Here is a 17198-nt window from a genome sequence, read left to right on the forward strand (position 1 = left end):
GCCCACGGGACGGTCACGCGACGGTCAGGGGTGCAGGCTCCAGCGCCACGCGTCGGGCCCGGGCTGCGGGCGCACCGCGCCGCGCAGGCGCCCGGGGGCCGTCCAGCGTGCCCGGGCGGCGCGGGCCGCGTCCTCGCGCCCGGCGCCGTGCGCGTCCCCGTGGTCGTCCTGCCCGGAGGCGGCCGCGACCAGCCCGGCGACGAGCGCGGCGAGCTCGACGTCGTCCGGGGTGCCGCGCACCACCTGCACGTGCGGGTCCACGGGCACCGGGCCGGTCTGCGGTGCGCTCACTCGTCGTCCTCCTCGTCGTCCTCGTCGAGCAGGACCGGCGCCCCGCGCCCGGCACCCCACTCGCCGACGACGTAGCCGCGGTCGAGCAGCGTCTGCGCGATCTGCGCGCCGCCGTCGTCGACGACGTCGAGGACCGCGTCGAGCGTCAGGTCGGTGACGCCGCCGGGCAGCTCGACGACGAAGCCGAGGTGGAACGTGTCGTGGTCCCCGGGGCCCGCCGCGTCGTCGGTCCGGTCGTCCCACGTCATGCCGGTGAGGTCCGCGTGCAGGCCCAGGCGGGCGTGCAGCAGGTCGTACAGCCCGGCGTTGAGACCGCCGACGCGCGCCTCGAGCGCGAGGACGCGCGGGTCCTCGTCCGCCTCGCGTGCCCCGAACTCGGCCCGCACGCCGACCGCCGTCTCGACGTACGCGTGCAGGGCCTCGGCGATCGCGTCGACCGCCGCGTGCAGGTCGGTCGCGTCCACGCCCTCGAGCGGCTCGCGGCCGTGCGAGGCGGGGTCGTGCTCGTCGGGGTCGCCCACGGGTCCCGGCTCCGCGCTCACAGGGGGATGTTCCCGTGCTTCTTCGGCGGCAGGCTCGCGCGCTTGGTGCGCAGCAGGCGCAGCGCCTTGACGATCTCGCTGCGGGTCTGCGACGGCGCGATGACGGCGTCCACGTAGCCGCGGTCGGCGGCCTCCCAGGGGTGCACGATCGCGTCCTCGTACTCCGCGGTGAGGCGCCGGCGCTCGGCGTCGACGTCGCCGCCGGCGTCCTGGACCGCCTTGAGGGCACCGCGCTGCAGGATGTTCACGGCGCCGCCGGCGCCCATGACCGCGATCTGCGCGGTCGGCCACGCGAGGTTCACGTCGGCGCCGAGCTGCTTGGAGCCCATGACGATGTACGCGCCGCCGTACGCCTTGCGCGTGATGACCGTGACGAGCGGGACCGTCGCCTCCGCGTACGCGTAGATGAGCTTCGCACCGCGGCGGATGATGCCGTTCCACTCCTGGTCGGTGCCCGGCAGGAAGCCCGGGACGTCGACGAACGTGAGGACCGGGATGCCGAACGCGTCGCACGTGCGCACGAAACGCGCGGCCTTCTCGGCGGCGTTGATGTCGAGCGTGCCCGCCATCTGCTGCGGCTGGTTCGCCACGATCCCGACGGGCTGCCCCTCGACGTGCCCGAACCCGACGATCACGTTCTGCGCGTAGAGCGCCTGCACCTCCAGCAGCGCGCCGTCGTCCAGCACGTGCTCGAGCACCGTGTGCATGTCGTACGGCTGGTTGTCCGAGTCCGGCACCAGCGTGTCGAGCGCGAGGTCGTCCTCGGTGACCTCGGTCGAGGACTCGTGCGGGTAGGCCGGCGGGTCGGACAGGTTGTTCTGCGGCAGGTATGACAGCAGCGAGCGCACCCAGTCGATCGCGTCGTCCTCGTCCGAGGCCATGTAGTGCGCGACGCCGGAGCGCGTCGAGTGCGTCGTCGCGCCGCCCAGCTCCTCGAAGCCCACGTCCTCGCCCGTGACGGCGCGGATGACGTCCGGCCCGGTGATGAACATGTTCGACGTGCCGTCGGCCATGACGATGAAGTCGGTGAGCGCGGGGGAGTAGACCGCGCCGCCCGCCGACGGGCCGAGGATCAGGCTGATCTGCGGGATCACGCCCGACGCGGCGACGTTGCGGCGGAAGATCTCCGCGAACTGCGTCAGCGCCGCGACGCCCTCCTGGATGCGGGCGCCGCCGCCGTCGCTGATCCCGACGAGCGGCACACCCGTGCGCAGCGCCAGGTCCATGACCTTCGCGATCTTCTGCCCGTGCACCTCGCCGAGGCTCCCGCCGAAGACGGTGAAGTCCTGCGAGTACACCGCGACCGGGCGCCCGTCGACCGTGCCGTGCCCGACGACCACGCCGTCGCCGGGCACCCGCTTGCGGTCCAGGCCGAAGTTGGTCGAGCGGTGCCGCGCGAACGCGTCGATCTCGGTGAACGAGCCGGGGTCGAGCAGCTGGTCGATGCGCTCGCGCGCCGTCTTCTTGCCGCGGGCGTGCTGCTTGGCGGCGGCGGCCTCCTCGGGCGCGTCCACCGCGGCGGCGCGGCGGGCCTCCAGGTCGGCGAGCAGCGCCGCGGTCGTGCGGACGGGAGCTGCGGGGTCGGTCGAGGTCACCCGAGGAAGGCTAGTTGTCGGTGTCCACCACCCGCCTGCACAGCAGGGACCGTGTTGCCGCCGGTGGCCTGTCGGTTCCCCACAACGCCGGTGCGGCGGTCCGCCGCTCGCCGGTCGCGGCCTGCCCGGCGCGCGCCCCTGCGCCATGATGAGCCGGTGACGCCCGCCCGCCCACCGCTCGAGGCCTCCGCGCTGCGCGCGCTCCTGCTCGCCCCCGCCGGACCGCTCGCGCGGCTCGACGTCGTGGCGGCGACCGCGTCGACGAACGCCGACGTCGTCGCCGGCCTGCGGTCCGAGCCCGGGGCGTGGCCGCACGCCAGCCTGCTGGTCGCGGACCACCAGACGCAGGGGCGCGGGCGCACCGGGCGCATCTGGGAGACGCCCGCGCGCGCCGCGCTCACCTGCACGTTCGTCGCCCGCCCCCGCTCGGGTCCGGGGACGTTCGGGTGGCTGCCCCTGCTGGCGGGCCTCGGCACGGTGCACGCCCTGCGCGCGACGACCGGCGTGCGGGCCGTGCTCAAGTGGCCCAACGACGTGCTCGTCGAGCTCGGGCCCGACGCGGACGTCGTCGAGGGCTGGGGGACCGCGCGCAAGGTCGCCGGCATCCTGGCCGAGGTCGTCCCGGACGCCGGCCCCGGCCCGGCCGTCGCGGTCGGCATCGGCGTCAACGTGCACCAGGGCGCCGACGAGCTGCCCGTGCCGTGGGCCACGTCGCTCGCGCTCGCGGGGGCGCGCGACACCGAGCGCGCGACGGTGCTCGTCGCGCTCGTCGACGCCCTGCACGACCTGGCGTCCCGGTGGGCGGACGGCGGCGGCGACGCCGTGGGCACCGGCCTCGCGGACGAGGTGGCGGCCGTGTGCACGACGCTCGGCGGCGAGGTGTCCGTCGCCCTGCCCGACGGCAGCACCCTGCGCGGGACCGCCCGTCGCCTCGCCGCCGACGGCGCGCTCGTCGTCGCGGACGACGCCGGCGCCGAGCACGTCGTGCACGCGGGGGACGTGCGCAACGTCCGGGCCTGACGCCGCCGACCCGCGCGGGCGCCCGCACCCGTCCTGAGCGCGGGCCCACCGCCCCGGCGACCGCGCCCGTGCGTGATCTACGCTCGTGACGTGCACGACGGCGTCGGCGGTGCGCCCGGAGCCCGGGCGGCGGAGCCCCAGGAGGCGACGGTCCCGGTCGACCCCGCGCACCCCCGAGAGGCGGTCCCGCCCGCGCCGGAGCCCCCGGCCGTCGCCGGCTCCCGCACCGGGACCACCGGCGAGCTCGACGACCTGCTGCTCGGCGGCCCCCGCACGCTGTCGGCCCGTGACCTGGCCGAGCGGTACGACATCGACCTCGACCTCGTGCGCACGTTCTGGCGCACGCTCGGCCTGCCCGCGGCGGGCGACGACGACCCGCTCTACACGGAGCGCGACGCCGACGCGGTCCGCCTGGCGGGCGCGCTGCTGCGCCGGCACGGCCTGGCGCTGCCCACGGTCGTGACGGTCGTGCGGTCCCTCGGCCACACCTCCGACCGCCTCGCGCTGTGGCAGGTGGAGGCGCTTGTCGAGGACATGGCGGCGCGCTACGGCCTCGACGACACGAGCGCCCGGCTCCTGGTGCTCGACCGCCTCAAGGACCTCGCCCCCGTGCTCGAGCAGCAGCTCCTGCACTCCTACCGGCGCCAGCTCGCGGCGGTGGCGGACCGCTACGCCGCCGAGTTCGGCGAGGTGCGCGACCAGGTGGGGGACGCGGGGCAGCTGCCGCTCGCCCGCGCGGTCGGGTTCGCCGACATGGTGTCCTTCACGCGCCGGACCGCCGGCCTGGGGTCCACCGACCTCTCGCAGTTCGTCCAGCGGTTCGAGGCGGCGGCGCGCGACGTCGTCGTGGGCGCCGGCGGACGCGTGGTGAAGACGATCGGCGACGCCGTGCTGTTCATCGCGGACACCCCCGGGGTGGGTGCCCGCGTCGCGCTCGGCCTGGCGGACGCGTTCGGGGAGTCGCTCGACGTGGACGCCGAGCGCGGTGCCGGCGGGCTGGCCGAGGGCGCGCGGGGCGTGACGCCCGTGCGGGTGGGGATGGTCTGGGGCCGCGTCCTGTCGCGGTTCGGCGACGTGTTCGGTCCCGTCGTCAACCTGGCCGCCCGGCTCACCGACGCGGCGGAGCCCAGCAGCGTCCTCGTGGACGCGAGCACGGCCGCCGTGCTCGGCGGCGACCCCCGCTTCGTGCTCGAGCGTCAGCCGGTGCGGGCGCTCGCGGGCGTCGGCGAGATCACGCCGTACCGGCTCTCGTCGGCGCCGTCGCAGCGCTGACCCGGCGCCGGCCGGGCGCGCCGCGCGGCCCGCTCAGCGCGGGTGGACGTCCTCGCCGACGGGCTCGAGGAGGTCCGCGCCGTCGTTCGCGACGGCGTTGACCCGGGTCGAGACGGGCGTCGCGACGAGGTCCGGCGGGGCGGTCGCGAGCAGCTCGCGGGCCTCGTCCGCGCCCACGGCCGGGTCGAGCCAGGCCGACCACAGGTCCCGCGGGAGCATGAGCGGCTGGCGGTCGTGGATCGCGGCCAGCGCCTCGGTGGCCGCGGGACGGGTGACGACGGTGGCGGAGACCACCCAGCGCTCGGGGTCGTCGTCGTCCTTCGTCGGGTCGCGCCAGAACTCGTACAGCCCGGCCAGCGCGGCGACGTCGCCGTCCGCCGGGTGGATCCAGTACGGCTGCTTGGCGGTCCGCCGGCTGCGGGGCGCGCCCTCGGGCGCCTCGAGCCGCTGCCACTCGTAGTAGCCGTCCGCGGGCAGGAGCGCCCGCCGCACGGCGAAGGGCTTGGCGAACGCCGGCTTGTCCGCGACGGTCTCGACCCGCGCGTTGATCATGCGTGCCCCGACCGACGGGTCCTTCGCCCAGGACGGCACCAGGCCCCAGCGTGCGACCCGCAGCTGGCGGGTGACCTCCCCGGTCTCGCGGTCGGCCCGCTCCACGACCATGCGCACGCCGTCGGTGGGCGCGACGTTCCACGACGGGGGGAGGAGCCGGACGTCGTCCGCGATCGTCGCGACCGCGAACTCGTCGGCGATCTGCTGGTCCTCGCGGAAGGACGCGTACCGGCCGCACATGCCGCCCACCCTCTCACCGGGCACCGACAGCCCGCCTCCGGCACGAGGCGCGGGGGTGCGGCGAGCCCGCGGACGGCGGGCGGGACCGAAATGTCGAATCGATTCGCGCGGCGTCGCGCGGCGGTGCGACCATGAAGGGGATGTCACCCCTGAACGACCCCGCCGGACGGGCCCCCGCGGACGCCCCCTCCGCCGGCCTGCCCACGCCGCACCGCGCCCCCGCCCCGTCCTCCGACGCACCCGCGCGCCCCGACGCGCAGGTCGCCGCGCCGCCCGAGGCGCGCGCGTCGACGCCGCCCGACCCCCGCGCGGCGGACGCCGGCCGCACGACGACCGACGGCGCGACGCCCGCCCCGCCGGCGTACCGCCCCGACTGGCGGTACGTGCTGCTGCTCGGCTCGATGACGGCGCTGCCCGCCGTCTCGACCGACATCTACCTGCCGTCGCTGCCGGACGTCGCCCGCGACCTCGGCACTTCGGCGGCCGCCGCCCAGCTGACGATGACCGGCATGCTCCTCGGCGGCGCCGTCGGGCAGCTCGTCATCGGGCCGCTGTCCGACCGCTTCGGCCGCCGCGCGCCCGTGCTCGTCGGCATCGCGCTGCACATCGTCACGTCGCTGCTGTGCGCGATCGCGCCGGCGATCCTCCCGCTGATCGCGCTGCGGATGCTCCAGGGCTTCTTCAACGCGTCCGCGTCGGTCGTCGCGATGGCGCTCATCCGCGACCGCTTCGTCGGGTCCGACGCCTCCCGCCTGATGTCCCGGCTCATGCTCGTCATCGGCGTCGCGCCGCTGTTCGCGCCGTCCGTCGGAGGGCTGATCGCCGGGCAGTGGGGCTGGCGCGCGGTGTTCCTCGCGCTCGCGCTGTTCGGCGCCGGCCTGTGGGTCGTCGTGCTCACGAAGATGCCGGAGACGCTGCCCGCCGAGCGGCGCCGCGCCGGCGGGTTCCGGACCGCACTGTCGGGGTACCGCTCGCTGCTGCGCGACCGGCACTTCGTCGCGCTCGCGGTCCTGCCCGGGCTCAACATGGCCGTGCTCATGAGCTACGTCGTCGCGTCGCCGTTCGTGCTGCGTGAGGGGTACGGGCTGTCGGAGCACGAGTTCTCGCTCGTCTTCGCGGTCAACGGCATCGGCCTGGTGCTCGGCGCGCAGGTCAACGCCGCGATCGTGCGGCGGGTCGCACCCATCCGGATCCTGCGGGCCGCCCAGGTCGGCGTGGTCGCGCTGTCCGGCGTGCTGCTCGCGCTCGGCATCACGGGCGCCGGCGGCCTGTGGGCGCTGCTGGTCGTCCTGTGGTTCGTCCTCGCGCTGGTGAACTTCGCGCCGCCGAACGCCTCGAGCATCGCCCTCGGGCGGCACGGGGAGATCGCCGGCACGGCCGCCGCGTTCATCGGTGCGTGCCAGGCCGGCGTGTCCGGCCTCGTCTCCCCGGTCTCGGGGCTGCTGGGCGGGGACGCGCTCGCGATGACGGCGGTGATGGCGGGTGCGAGCGTGCTGGCGCTCGCCGTCCTGGCCCTCGCCACCCCGGCGTTCCGGCGTGGCGGGGCGTGGAGGTCGCTGGGCTGACGCCGGTGGCCGGTCAGGCGCCGCGCAGCCGCCGCAACCGGTGCACGGCCTCCTCGAGCACCTCGCGACGCTTGACGAACGTGAAGCGGACGTAGGAGCGCAGCGCCGCGTCGGCCGCCGACCCGGGCCGAGTGAACGCGCGCACGGGCACGCCGACCACACCCGCGAGCCCGGGCAGGTCCCGGCAGAGCGCCACCCCGTCGTCGTACCCGAGCGGCGCGGCGTCGGCGAGCACGAAGTACGTCCCGTCGGGCGGGACGACGTCGAAGCCAGCGTCCCGCAGCCCGCCCGCGAGCAGGTCGCGCCGCTCGGCGAGGGACGCGACGAGCGCGTCGACCCACGCGAGCGCGTCCGGGTCCGTGAGCGCGGCCGCGACCGCGGGCTGGAACGGGGCGCCGGAGACGTACGTGAGGAACTGCTTGACCGTGCGCACGGCCGTGACGAGCTCCTCCGGGCCGGTCACCCAGCCGATCTTCCAGCCGGTGAAGGAGAACGTCTTGCCGGAGGACGACACGGTCAGCGTGCGCCCGGCCATGCCGGGCAGCGTCGCGACGGGCACGTGCTCGACCCCGAAGACCAGGTGCTCGTACACCTCGTCGGTCACGACGAGCAGGTCGTGCGCGACCGCCACGCGCGCGACCGCCTCGAGCTCGGCGCGGCGCAGCACCGCCCCGGTCGGGTTGTGCGGGGAGTTGAGCAGCAGCAGCCGGGTGCGCGGCGTGACGGCGGCGGCGAGGGCGGTGGCGTCGAGCCGGAAGCCGTCGGCGGACGCCTCGAGGGGCACGGTCGTGTGCCGCGCCCCGGCCAGGGCGACGACGGCCGCGTAGGAGTCGTAGTACGGCTCCAGCGTGAGCACCTCGTCGCCCGGTCCGGCGAGCGCGAGCACCGCCGCGGTGAGGCCCTCGGTCGCGCCGGTCGTGACGAGCACCTCCCGGTCGGGGTCGAGGTCGATCCCGTACCGCGCGGCCTGGTGCGCCGCGACCGCCGCCCGCAGCGCGGGCACGCCGGGGCCGGGCGGGTACTGGTTGTGCCCGGCGAGGATCGCCTCGGCGGCCGCGCGGGCGACGGCGGCCGGCCCGTCGACGTCCGGGAACCCCTGGCCGAGGTTCAGCGCGCCCGTGCGCGCGGCGAGGGCGGACATCTCGGCGAAGACGGTGGCGCGCACGGCGCCGTCCGCGTCGAGCAGCCCCGAGGCGGCGGCGACCTGCCGCCAGCGCGGGGCGGACGTGCCCGGGTCGGTGCTCACGGACGCCGAGCCTAGGCCCGCGGCCGCGCCCCGGCCGTGGACCGGGCGGCGCTCAGACGAGACCCGCGGCGGCGAGCAGCCCGCTCACGACGAGCAGGGCGAGCGACGCCCACGCCGCCACCACCCACCACTCGACGCGGTGGTGGGGGACGTCCCGCACCGGCTGCCGTGCTGCCATGCCTCCACCATCGGCACGTGGCGCACGGGGACGAGGACGCCGGGCCGCGCGGCGCACGAAATCACCCGCCCGGTCGTGCCCGCGTCAGCCGGCGGTGGCGTTCTCGAGGTCCTGCCCGAGCGTGGCGAGCTCCTCGGCCAGGGACCGGAGCGCGTCACCACCCTCGGCGCCGGCGCTCGCGGTCGCCGCGTCGAGCTCGGCGCGTGCGGCGTCGACCCGCGCGCGGGCGTCGGCGACCGCCTCCGCGGAGGCGGCCTCGCCCTGGTCGCGGACCTGGGCGAGCGCGGCCTCGGCCTCGTCGACGGCCGTCTGCGCCGACGTCACCGCCGAGTCGGCCTGGGCGCGCGCCTGCTCGTCGAGCCCGTCGAGCGCGGCGCGCGCCTCGTCGACCCGGGCCCGCGCCGAGTCGGCGTGCGCTTGCGCGTCGGCGAGGGCCTGCTGGAGGGAGTCGCCCGCGCTCGTGATGTCGTCCGCGGCGCCCTGCGCCGCCTCGGCGACCTCGTCGGCGGCCCGGTCCACGTCCGCGTCGGTGCAGGCGGTCAGGCCGAGGGCGAGCAGCCCGGCCGCGGCCAGGCGGAGCGTGCGGGGGACGGACGTGCGGTGCGCTGCCACTGGGGACCTCCCGGGTCGTGGACGTGCGGCTCGCGCCGGCCCCGAGGGGGAGGGGCGGCGGCGTCACAGTCTGCCGCCCGGGCGGGTGGGACGCCCGTCCAGCTCATCGAGCTCTCATCCGGGCTGGTGCGGCGCTCGTGCGGGGCTGGTGCCGGGGCGCTGCCGCACCCGCAGCGGGGACGGCGGCGCCCCCCGCCGGGGGGACGACGGGGGGCGCCGGGCGAGCGTTGACGGAGGCGGCCCTGGGGAGGGGCGCCGGGACCGTCGGGGAGTCGGTCAGTCCTCCGCGCGCTCGCGGCGGCCCCGCACGTCCTCCAGCGACGTGCCGTAGTAGGCCGCGGTCATCAGGTCCTTCATGTCGTCGATCATCGGCATGCGCGGGTTGGCGGGGGCGCACTGGTCCTCGTAGGCACCCATGGCCACCTCGTCGAGCCGGCGCAGGAACTCCTGCTCGTCGACGCCCTGCGCCTGGAACGACGCCGGGATGCCGACCTTCGCCCGCAGCGACTCGACGGCCCGCGCGTAGGACTCGACGCCCTCCTCCGGGGTGCTCGCCGGCAGGCCGAGCATCTGCGCGACCTGCTGGAACCGCTCCGGGGCGACGTACCGCTCGTACTTCGGCCAGCTCGTGAGCTTGGTCGGGACCGTGCCGTTGTAGCGGACCACGTGCGGCAGCAGGGTGGCGTTCGTGCGGCCGTGCACCAGGTGGTACGTCGAGCCGACGACGTGCGCCATCGCGTGCACGATGCCGAGGAACGCGTTCCCGAACGCCATGCCGGCGATCGTGCCGGCGTTGTGCATCTTCTCCCGGGCCTCGTGCGTCGCCGGGTCCGCCGGGTCGCCGTTCACCGACTGCGCGAGGTTGTCGAAGATCAGGCGGATCGCCTGCAGCGCCATGCCGTCGGTGAAGTCGTTGGCGTAGACGGACACGAACGCCTCGGTGGCGTGCGTGAGGGCGTCGAAGCCGGAGTCGGCCGCGAGGCTGCGCGGCATCCGGGACGTCAGCACCGGGTCGACGATCGCGACCGTCGGCGTCAGGGCGTAGTCCGCGAGCGGGTACTTCTTGCCCGCCTCGGGGTCGGAGATGACGGCGAACGGCGTGACCTCGGCGCCCGTGCCGGACGTCGTCGGGATGCACACGAGCTTGGCGAGCTCGCCCAGCACCGGGAACTTGAACGCGCGCTTGCGCACGTCGAAGAACTTCTGCTTCAGGTCCGAGAAGACGATCTCCGGGTGCTCGTAGAGCAGCCACATGACCTTGGCGGCGTCCATGGGCGACCCGCCGCCGAGGGCGATGATCGTGTCGGGCCGGAAGTGGCGCATCTGCGCGGCGCCGGCCTGCACGGTCCGCACGGACGGCTCGGGCTCGACCTGGTCGATGATCTGCAGCGCGACCCTGTTGCCGCGTCGGTTGAGCACGTCGATGACCTTGTCGACGAAGCCCAGGGTGGTCATGGTCGCGTCGGTGACGATCGTGACGCGCTCGACGTCCGCCATGTCCGCGAGGTAGCGGATCGCGTTCGGCTCGAAGTACGTCTTGGCCGGCACCTTGAACCACTGCAGGTTGTTGTTGCGGCGCCCGACGCGCTTGATGTTCACGAGGTTGACCGCCGACACGTTGTTCGAGACGGAGTTGCGGCCGTAGGAGCCGCAGCCCAGCGTCAGGGACGGGATGAACGCGTTGTAGATGTCGCCGATCCCGCCGAGGGACGACGGCGCGTTGCAGATGACGCGGATCGCCTTGACCCGGGTGCCGAACTCGACCGTGAGCGCGTCGTCCTGCGTGTGGATCGCGGCGGAGTGGCCCAGGCCGTCGAACTCGACCATCTGCTCGGCGAGGCTGATGCCGTGCTCGGTGCTCGTCGCGCGCAGCACCGCGAGGACGGGGCAGAGCTTCTCCCGCGTGAGCGGCTCGGCCGGACCGACGCCGGACACCTCGGCGAGGATGACCGAGGTGTCCGCCGGCACCGTGAAGCCGGCCTGCTCGGCGATCCACACGGGGCTCCTGCCGACCACCGCGGGGTTCAGCCTCGCCCCGGCGCAGTTCTCGCCGCCGGCCTCGACGCCGAAGACGAACCGCTCGAGCATCGCCTTCTCGGCGGGGGTCGCGCGGTACGCGTGCAGCCGGGCGAACTCGGCCATCGCCGCGTCGTAGATCTCGTCGTCCAGGATCGCGGCCTGCTCCGACGCGCAGATCACGCCGTTGTCGAACGCCTTCGACAGGACGATGTCGTTGATCGCACGGCCCAGCTTCGCCGTCCTCTCCACGTAGGCGGGCACGTTGCCCGCGCCGACGCCGAGCGCCGGCTTCCCGCACGAGTAGGCGGCCTTGACCATCGCGTTGCCGCCGGTGGCGAGGATCGTCGCGACGCCGGGGTGGTTCATGAGGGCGCTGGTCGCCTGCAGCGACGGCGTCTCGATCCACTGGATGCAGTGCTCGGGCGCGCCCGCGGCGACGGCGGCGTCGCGCACCACGCGGGCCGCGGCGACCGAGCACCGCTGCGCGCTGGGGTGGAACGCGAAGACGATCGGGTTGCGCGTCTTGAGCGAGATGAGCGCCTTGAAGATCGCGGTGGACGTCGGGTTCGTCACGGGCGTGATGCCCGCGACCACGCCCACCGGCTCGGCGATCTCGGTGATGCCGTTCAGCTCGTCGACGGCGATGACACCGACCGTCCGGAGGTTCGCCATCGAGTTCGTGACGTGCTCGCACGCGAAGATGTTCTTCACGGCCTTGTCCTCGAAGACGCCCCGGCCGGTCTCCTCGACCGCCATCTTCGCGAGCACCCCGTGCTGGTCGAGCGCGGCGACGGCGCCCTTCTTCACGAAGCGGTCGACGTCCTCCTGCGTCATCCGCTCGAACTCGGCGAGCGCCTTGGTCGCGTTCGCCACGAGCTGGTCGACCGCGGCGGCCACGCCGGCGTCGTCGCCGACGCCGAGGGCGGCGCCGGGAGCGGCGGGTGCGGTGGCGACGGCGACCGCGGCCGGCGCCGCGGACTTCTTCCTGCTGGTCTCGGACACCGAGGTCCTCCTGGTCGGTGGGGCGGTGGGCGGACGCTGGAGTCGTCCGTCCGCTGCCTTCGACGCTAGGGACCCGACGGCGGCAAATGATGGGATGAAAGTCCCCGGAGGCGTGACCGCGATCCCGGGCCGGGACCCCGTCCCCCGCACCCCGGGACCTCGGTCCCGACCGGCCGCGGCGGCGGCGAGCCAGGGCCGGACGGCTCGGGAAAGGACGCGACGCACCGCGCGGCCCGCACGTAGCGTGCCCGCGTGAGCACCACCGGGACCGCCCTGCGCCAGGTTGTCGAGGACGCCGTGCGCACCGCCGCGTCGGACGAGGACGACGACGTCGGCCTCGTCGCCCGTGCCGTGCGGGGCGAGGAGGTGCTGCTCGACGCGGCCTGGGGGCTGGCCGACCGCCGGCACGCGCTGCCGATGACGCCGCGGCACCGGTTCGCGACGGCGAGCGGGTGCAAGGGCTTCACCGCGCTCGCGGTCCTCTCGCTCGTCGCCGACGGCACGCTCACGCTCGGCACGACCGCCCGGTCGCTGCTCGGCGACGACCTGCCGCTCGTCGCCGACGACGTCACGGTCGAGCACCTGCTCGCGCACCGGTCCGGCATCGGGGAGTACCTCGACGACGACGCGGACCTCGCCGAGTACCTCATGCCGGTGCCCGTGCACCGGCTCGTCTCGCCCGAGGACTACCTCCCGCTGCTCGACGGGCACCCGACGGAGTTCGGCGCGGGGGAGCGGTTCGCGTACTCCAACGCCGGCTTCGTGCTGCTGTCGGTGCTCGCGCAGCGCGCGTCCGGCGTGCCGTTCCACGACCTCGTGCGCGAGCGCGTCCTCGGGCCCGCCGGGATGACGTCCACGGGCTACCCACGGTCCGACGCGCTGCCCGGCGACGCCGCCGTCGGCTACGTCCGGGTGGACGGCGCCTGGCGGACGAACGTGCACCACCTGCCCGTCGTCGGCGGCGGGGACGGCGGGGCGTACACGACGACCGCCGACATGGAGGGGTTCTGGAGCGCGCTGCTCGCGGGGCGGCTGGTGCCGGACGACCTCGTCGCGGCGATGCGCGAGCCGCGTCCGACGGGCGACGACGAGGCGTACGGCCTCGGGCTCTGGCTGTTCGACGACGGCACGGTGGGGCTCGCCGGCGAGGACACCGGCGTCTCCTTCGCCTCCCGGCACGACCCCGCGACGGGGACGACGTGGACCGTCGCCGGGACGACCGCCGAGGCGGCGTGGCCGGTGGCGCGGGCCGTGCGCGAGGCGCTCGCCGGCTGACGGCCAGGTGCCCGCGCGGCGGCCCGGGGACGTTCCGCCGCGGGGGTGGATCGGGCGCCGTGGGCGTGGGACACCCTCCCGCGGCACCGCCCCGGACCTCTAGGGTGCGAGGACCGCCACCTCCGCCCGGCTCGTCCGGGTCCCGTGGCGCACGCCCCCGCGGCCGGGCCAGCGGCCCGCGCCGCACCCGTCGGCCTCCCGCGCGGAGGTCCTGGCACGAGGAGTCCCATGGAGGCCGTCAGCACCGTCGCGACCGTCGTGGTGATCGTCGTGGTCCTGATCGTGCTCGCCGTCGTCGGCGCCGTGTACGCGAAGGTCCGCTTCAAGATCGCCACACCGGACGAGGCGCTCATCATCACCGGCCGCAAGAGCGGCACCCCCGTCATCAACCCGGAGACGGGCGACGAGACGACGGACCTGTCGGGCCAGCGTGTCGTCATCGGCGGCGGTACGTTCGTCAAGCCGATCTTCGAGCAGGTCGTGCGCCTGTCGCTCGCGTCGCAGAGCTTCCCCGTCGCCGCGGAGGACGCGACCACCAAGAGCGGCGTCGGCGTGACGCTGCGCAGCATCGCGGTCGTCAAGGTCGGCGGCACCGAGCGCATGGTGCGCGCCGCCGCACAGCGGTTCGCCGGGCGCAGCCAGGAGCAGGTCATCGAGCAGCAGACCAGCGAGGTCCTCGTCGGCGTGCTGCGCACGATCGCCGGCACGCTGACCGTCGAGTCGATCCTCTACGAGCGCCAGGAGTTCTCGAAGGAGGTCAAGGACATCGCCGTGCCCATGCTCGCCGAGCGCGGGCTGGTGCTGGAGAACTTCGAGATCCAGACCGTCGAGGACTCCGGCGACTACATCCGCAACCTCGGCCGCCCGCGCGCCGCCGCGGTCGCGCGCGACGCCGAGATCGCGGAGGCCCAGGCCCGCCAGGAGAGCACGCAGCGCTCCAACGAGGCCGCGGTCCAGATCGCCGAGTCGAACAAGGCGGTCGCGCTGCGCGAGGCGCACATCGCACAGGAGACGGCCACGGCCCGGGCCGAGGCGGAGGCCGCGCAGGAGCGGGCCGAGGCCGAGGCGCAGCAGGCCGTCCTCATCCAGCAGGAGCAGGTCGCCCTGCGGCGCGCCGCCCTGCGCGAGCAGGAGCTGCAGACCGAGGTCCGCAAGCCGGCCGAGGCGCGCAAGTACGAGGCGTCGCAGGAGGCCGAGGCCCGCCGGTACGCCGCCGAGCAGGAGGCCGAGGCCGCCCGCACCGCCGCCATCCGCGCGGCCGAGGCGGACGCCCAGCGCATCACCGCGCAGGCCGACGCCGAGGCGGCCGCCGCGCGCGCCCGCGCCGACGCCGCCCTGGTGGAGCAGCAGCGCCGCGCCGAGGGTGCCCTCGCGCTGGCCCGTGCCGAGGCCGACGGCGCCCGTGCGCGCGGCGAGGCCGAGGCCGCCGCGGAGCGCGCGAAGGGCGAGGCCCGGGCCGCCGCCATCAAGGCGGAGGCCGACGCGTACCAGACGTTCCCCGAGTCGGCGCGTCTGCAGATGGTCCTCGACGCGCTGCCGAAGGTCGCGCAGCCGTACGCCGACGCGCTCGGCGCGATCGACGGCATCACCGTCATCGACAAGGGTGGGGCGTCGAACGTCACCGGGAACGTCGCGACGGGCGTGCAGGAGCTGACCGCGCTGCTCAAGGCGCAGACCGGCATCGACCTCATGGAGATGGTGCGGGGGCGCGGCGACGCCCGCCGCTCCGACGACGCCGACCGGCGTCCGGTGGCCGCCGCGGTGGCTCCCGCCGAGGCGCCGGGCCCGGACGGGCCGGACGGCACGACGGCGTGACGGCCGGCGCCCGGCGGCGGTCCACGCCGCCGGGCGCCGCCGTGTCGGTGCGGGCGTCGGTGGTCCCTGGCACGGTGGTGCCATGACGAAGGCCACGGACGTCCTGCCGCACTCCACCGTCTCCGACGCCGTCGACGCCCGGCACTGGCGCGTGCTGCTCGGCACGCTGCGCGCGACCTTCCGCACGCCCGACTGGGCCACCGGCGCCGCGTTCGTCGCGCGCGTCGCACAGGCCGCGGACGCCGCCGACCACCACCCGGACGTCCTGCTCCGGTACGGGCAGGTCACCGTCACGACGTCGAGCCACGACGTGCACGGGCTCACGCAGCGGGACGTCGACCTCGCGGCGACGGTCACCGCGCTCGCGGACGAGCTGGGCCTGGAGCCGGCGGTGGCGGCGAGCGAGGTGCTCGAGGTGGCGGTCGACGCCCTCGACATCCCGGCCGTCCGCCCGTTCTGGCAGGCCGTCCTCGGCTACGTCGACGTCCCCGGTGACCCCGACGCCCTGGTGGACCCGGCCGGCACCGGGCCGGCGTTCTGGTTCCAGCAGATGGATGCGCCGCGCCCGCAGCGCAACCGCATCCACCTCGACGTCACGGTGCCGCACGACCTCGCCGAGGAGCGCGTCGCGGCCGCGATCGCCGCGGGCGGCCGGCTCGTGAGCGACCACGCCGTCCCGGCGTTCTGGGTGCTCGCCGACCCCGAGGGCAACGAGGCGTGCGTGTGCACGTGGCAGGCGCGCCCCACGGCCTGACGGGCGCGGGCCCGCGTCGTGCGACGGCGCGAGTCGTCCGGTCGGTGTCAGGTGCTCTCGCGGACGATGAGGCGCGTCGCGAGCATGCGGGAGACGGCCTCGCGCCCCTCGACCAGGTCGAGGACGAGGTCGACCATGACGCGCGAGATCTCGTCGAACGGCTGGCGCATGGTCGTCAGCGGCGGCTCGAGGGACTCGGCGAGGCCGGAGTCGTCGAAGCCGCCGACCGCGACGTCGCCGGGGACCGTGCGCCCGGCCCGTCGCAGCGTCGCCATCGCGCCGGACGCCATCCTGTCGGAGGCGGCGAAGACCGCGTCGATGTCGGGGGCCCGCTCGAGGAGCACCGCCATCGCCGCGGCACCGGACTCCGTCGAGTAGTCGCCCTCCTCCACGAGGAGCGGGTCGAAGGCGTCGCCGAGCTCCTCGCGGTAGCCGACGAACCGGTACCGCCCGCCACCGGTGTCGGAGGGGCCGGTGATCATCGCGATGCGCCGGCGGCCGCGCTCCTTGAGGTGGCGCGTCATCGTGCGTGCCGAGCCGACCTCGTCGACCGACACGACCGTGAGGTCGTCGCTGTGGCCGAGGGGGATGCCGCACGCCACGGTGGGGATGCGCGCCTCGAGCAGCATGTCGACCATCGGCTCGCTCTCGTGCGAGGAGATGAGCAGGACCCCGTCGACGTGGCCCGCCGTGACGAACTGCGTGACGTTGCGGCGCTCGGCCTCGGAGCCCGCGACGAGCAGGACCGGGGTGAGCTGCCGCTGCGACAGCGCCTGGGCGGCCCCGCGCAGCAGGATCGAGAAGGTCGGGTCGGTGAACAGCTGGTGCTGCGGCTCGGTGAGCAGGAACGCGAGGGAGTTGGCCCGTCCGGTGGCGAGCGAGCGCGCGTGCTGGTTGGCCTGGTAGCCCGTGTCGCGGATGGCGTGCTCGACCGCCTCGCGCGCGGCGGGGGACACCCAGTGCCCGCCGTTCATGACGCGCGAGACCGTTCCGCGCGAGACGCCGGCGGCGGCCGCGACGTCCCGGATCGTCGGACGCCGACGTCCCGCCACGTGCGCCGTGACGGGCGGTCCTGCGGGCGTGGCGCTCTCCACGAGGGTCGAGGGTAACGCCGTCGACGTCCGCGCCGGGACGCGCGGGTCCCGCCCGGACGCGGCGGGGCGCGGCACGTGGGGGTCACGAACGGCACGTGCGGTCACGCCCGCCGCGACCGGATCACC

The 17198-nt window shown here is 75.5% G+C and carries 15 protein-coding genes; 6 read left to right on the plus strand and 9 right to left on the minus strand.

All coding sequences use genetic code 11. The features are described from left to right. Window positions 1-24: 24 nt before the first annotated feature. The 3 genes from FB586_RS08485 to FB586_RS08495 are packed head-to-tail and all read right to left on the minus strand — an operon-like array spanning window position 25 to window position 2428. Window positions 25-291 carry an acyl-CoA carboxylase epsilon subunit gene (locus FB586_RS08485; RefSeq protein ID WP_168800499.1) on the minus strand — a complete coding sequence of 89 codons (267 nt, stop codon included), beginning with the start codon at window positions 289-291 and terminating at the stop codon, window positions 25-27. Beyond that, complete coding sequence (locus FB586_RS08490) at window positions 288-833, minus strand: hypothetical protein (RefSeq protein ID WP_136518848.1); 546 nt, start codon at window positions 831-833, stop codon at window positions 288-290. The genes FB586_RS08485 and FB586_RS08490 overlap by 4 nt, the downstream gene beginning before the upstream one ends. Next, window positions 830-2428 (minus strand): acyl-CoA carboxylase subunit beta, encoded by a 1599-nt coding sequence (locus tag FB586_RS08495; protein WP_136518849.1) that lies wholly within the window; start codon window positions 2426-2428, stop codon window positions 830-832. Before FB586_RS08495 ends, FB586_RS08490 begins: the two co-directional genes overlap by 4 nt. Window positions 2429-2584: 156 nt before the next feature. On the opposite strand from FB586_RS08495, the gene FB586_RS08500 reads away from it, so the two are divergent. Both FB586_RS08500 and FB586_RS08505 read left to right on the plus strand, forming a co-directional pair. Then, window positions 2585-3448, plus strand: coding sequence for a biotin--[acetyl-CoA-carboxylase] ligase (locus FB586_RS08500; RefSeq protein WP_136518850.1), 864 nt, complete (start codon window positions 2585-2587; stop codon window positions 3446-3448). 90 nt (window positions 3449-3538) lie between these two features. Further along, window positions 3539-4720: an adenylate/guanylate cyclase domain-containing protein gene (locus FB586_RS08505; protein WP_246036641.1), complete on the plus strand. Its 1182-nt coding sequence runs from the start codon at window positions 3539-3541 to the stop codon at window positions 4718-4720. A gap of 33 nt (window positions 4721-4753) precedes the next feature. Here the strand turns inward: FB586_RS08505 and FB586_RS08510 are convergent, their stop codons facing one another. Beyond that, on the minus strand, window positions 4754-5512 hold the full coding sequence (locus tag FB586_RS08510; RefSeq protein WP_136518852.1) for an SOS response-associated peptidase: 759 nt from the start codon (window positions 5510-5512) through the stop codon (window positions 4754-4756). Window positions 5513-5652: 140 nt separating this feature from the next. On the opposite strand from FB586_RS08510, the gene FB586_RS08515 reads away from it, so the two are divergent. After that, window positions 5653-7077 carry a Bcr/CflA family efflux MFS transporter gene (locus tag FB586_RS08515; RefSeq protein ID WP_136518853.1) on the plus strand — a complete coding sequence of 475 codons (1425 nt, stop codon included), beginning with the start codon at window positions 5653-5655 and terminating at the stop codon, window positions 7075-7077. Between the two features lie 13 nt (window positions 7078-7090). On the opposite strand, the gene FB586_RS08520 is transcribed toward FB586_RS08515, so the two are convergent. From FB586_RS08520 to adhE, 4 genes are all read right to left on the minus strand, one after another. Then, window positions 7091-8323 (minus strand): pyridoxal phosphate-dependent aminotransferase, encoded by a 1233-nt coding sequence (locus FB586_RS08520; protein WP_136518854.1) that lies wholly within the window; start codon window positions 8321-8323, stop codon window positions 7091-7093. 52 nt (window positions 8324-8375) lie between these two features. Beyond that, complete coding sequence (locus FB586_RS08525; protein WP_136518855.1) at window positions 8376-8501, minus strand: molybdopterin oxidoreductase; 126 nt, start codon at window positions 8499-8501, stop codon at window positions 8376-8378. Between the two features lie 84 nt (window positions 8502-8585). Continuing rightward, window positions 8586-9113, minus strand: coding sequence for a hypothetical protein (locus FB586_RS08530; RefSeq protein WP_136518856.1), 528 nt, complete (start codon window positions 9111-9113; stop codon window positions 8586-8588). A 276-nt stretch (window positions 9114-9389) separates the two neighbouring features. Beyond that, window positions 9390-12134 carry a bifunctional acetaldehyde-CoA/alcohol dehydrogenase gene (gene adhE, locus FB586_RS08535; protein WP_222928317.1) on the minus strand — a complete coding sequence of 915 codons (2745 nt, stop codon included), beginning with the start codon at window positions 12132-12134 and terminating at the stop codon, window positions 9390-9392. A gap of 252 nt (window positions 12135-12386) precedes the next feature. Between adhE and FB586_RS08540 the strand changes: the two genes are divergently transcribed. The 3 genes from FB586_RS08540 to FB586_RS08550 all read left to right on the plus strand — a co-directional run bounded on the left by FB586_RS08540 (window position 12387) and on the right by FB586_RS08550 (window position 15978). Continuing rightward, entirely contained in the window at window positions 12387-13409 is a 1023-nt protein-coding gene (locus FB586_RS08540; RefSeq protein WP_222928318.1) for a serine hydrolase domain-containing protein, read from the plus strand. 228 nt (window positions 13410-13637) lie between these two features. Then, a complete protein-coding gene (locus FB586_RS08545) occupies window positions 13638-15224 on the plus strand; it encodes an SPFH domain-containing protein (protein ID WP_136518857.1) in 1587 nt (528 codons plus the stop codon). A gap of 82 nt (window positions 15225-15306) precedes the next feature. Beyond that, complete coding sequence (locus tag FB586_RS08550) at window positions 15307-15978, plus strand: 4a-hydroxytetrahydrobiopterin dehydratase (RefSeq protein WP_136518858.1); 672 nt, start codon at window positions 15307-15309, stop codon at window positions 15976-15978. Window positions 15979-16025: 47 nt separating this feature from the next. Here FB586_RS08550 and FB586_RS08555 read toward each other — a convergent pair whose 3' ends face one another. Further along, window positions 16026-17072, minus strand: coding sequence for a LacI family DNA-binding transcriptional regulator (locus tag FB586_RS08555; RefSeq protein ID WP_246036642.1), 1047 nt, complete (start codon window positions 17070-17072; stop codon window positions 16026-16028). Between the last annotated feature and the right edge of the window lie 126 nt (window positions 17073-17198).

Origin of the sequence: Cellulomonas telluris (assembly GCF_004886325.1) — a bacterium.
Lineage (GTDB): Bacteria > Actinomycetota > Actinomycetes > Actinomycetales > Cellulomonadaceae > Cellulomonas > Cellulomonas telluris.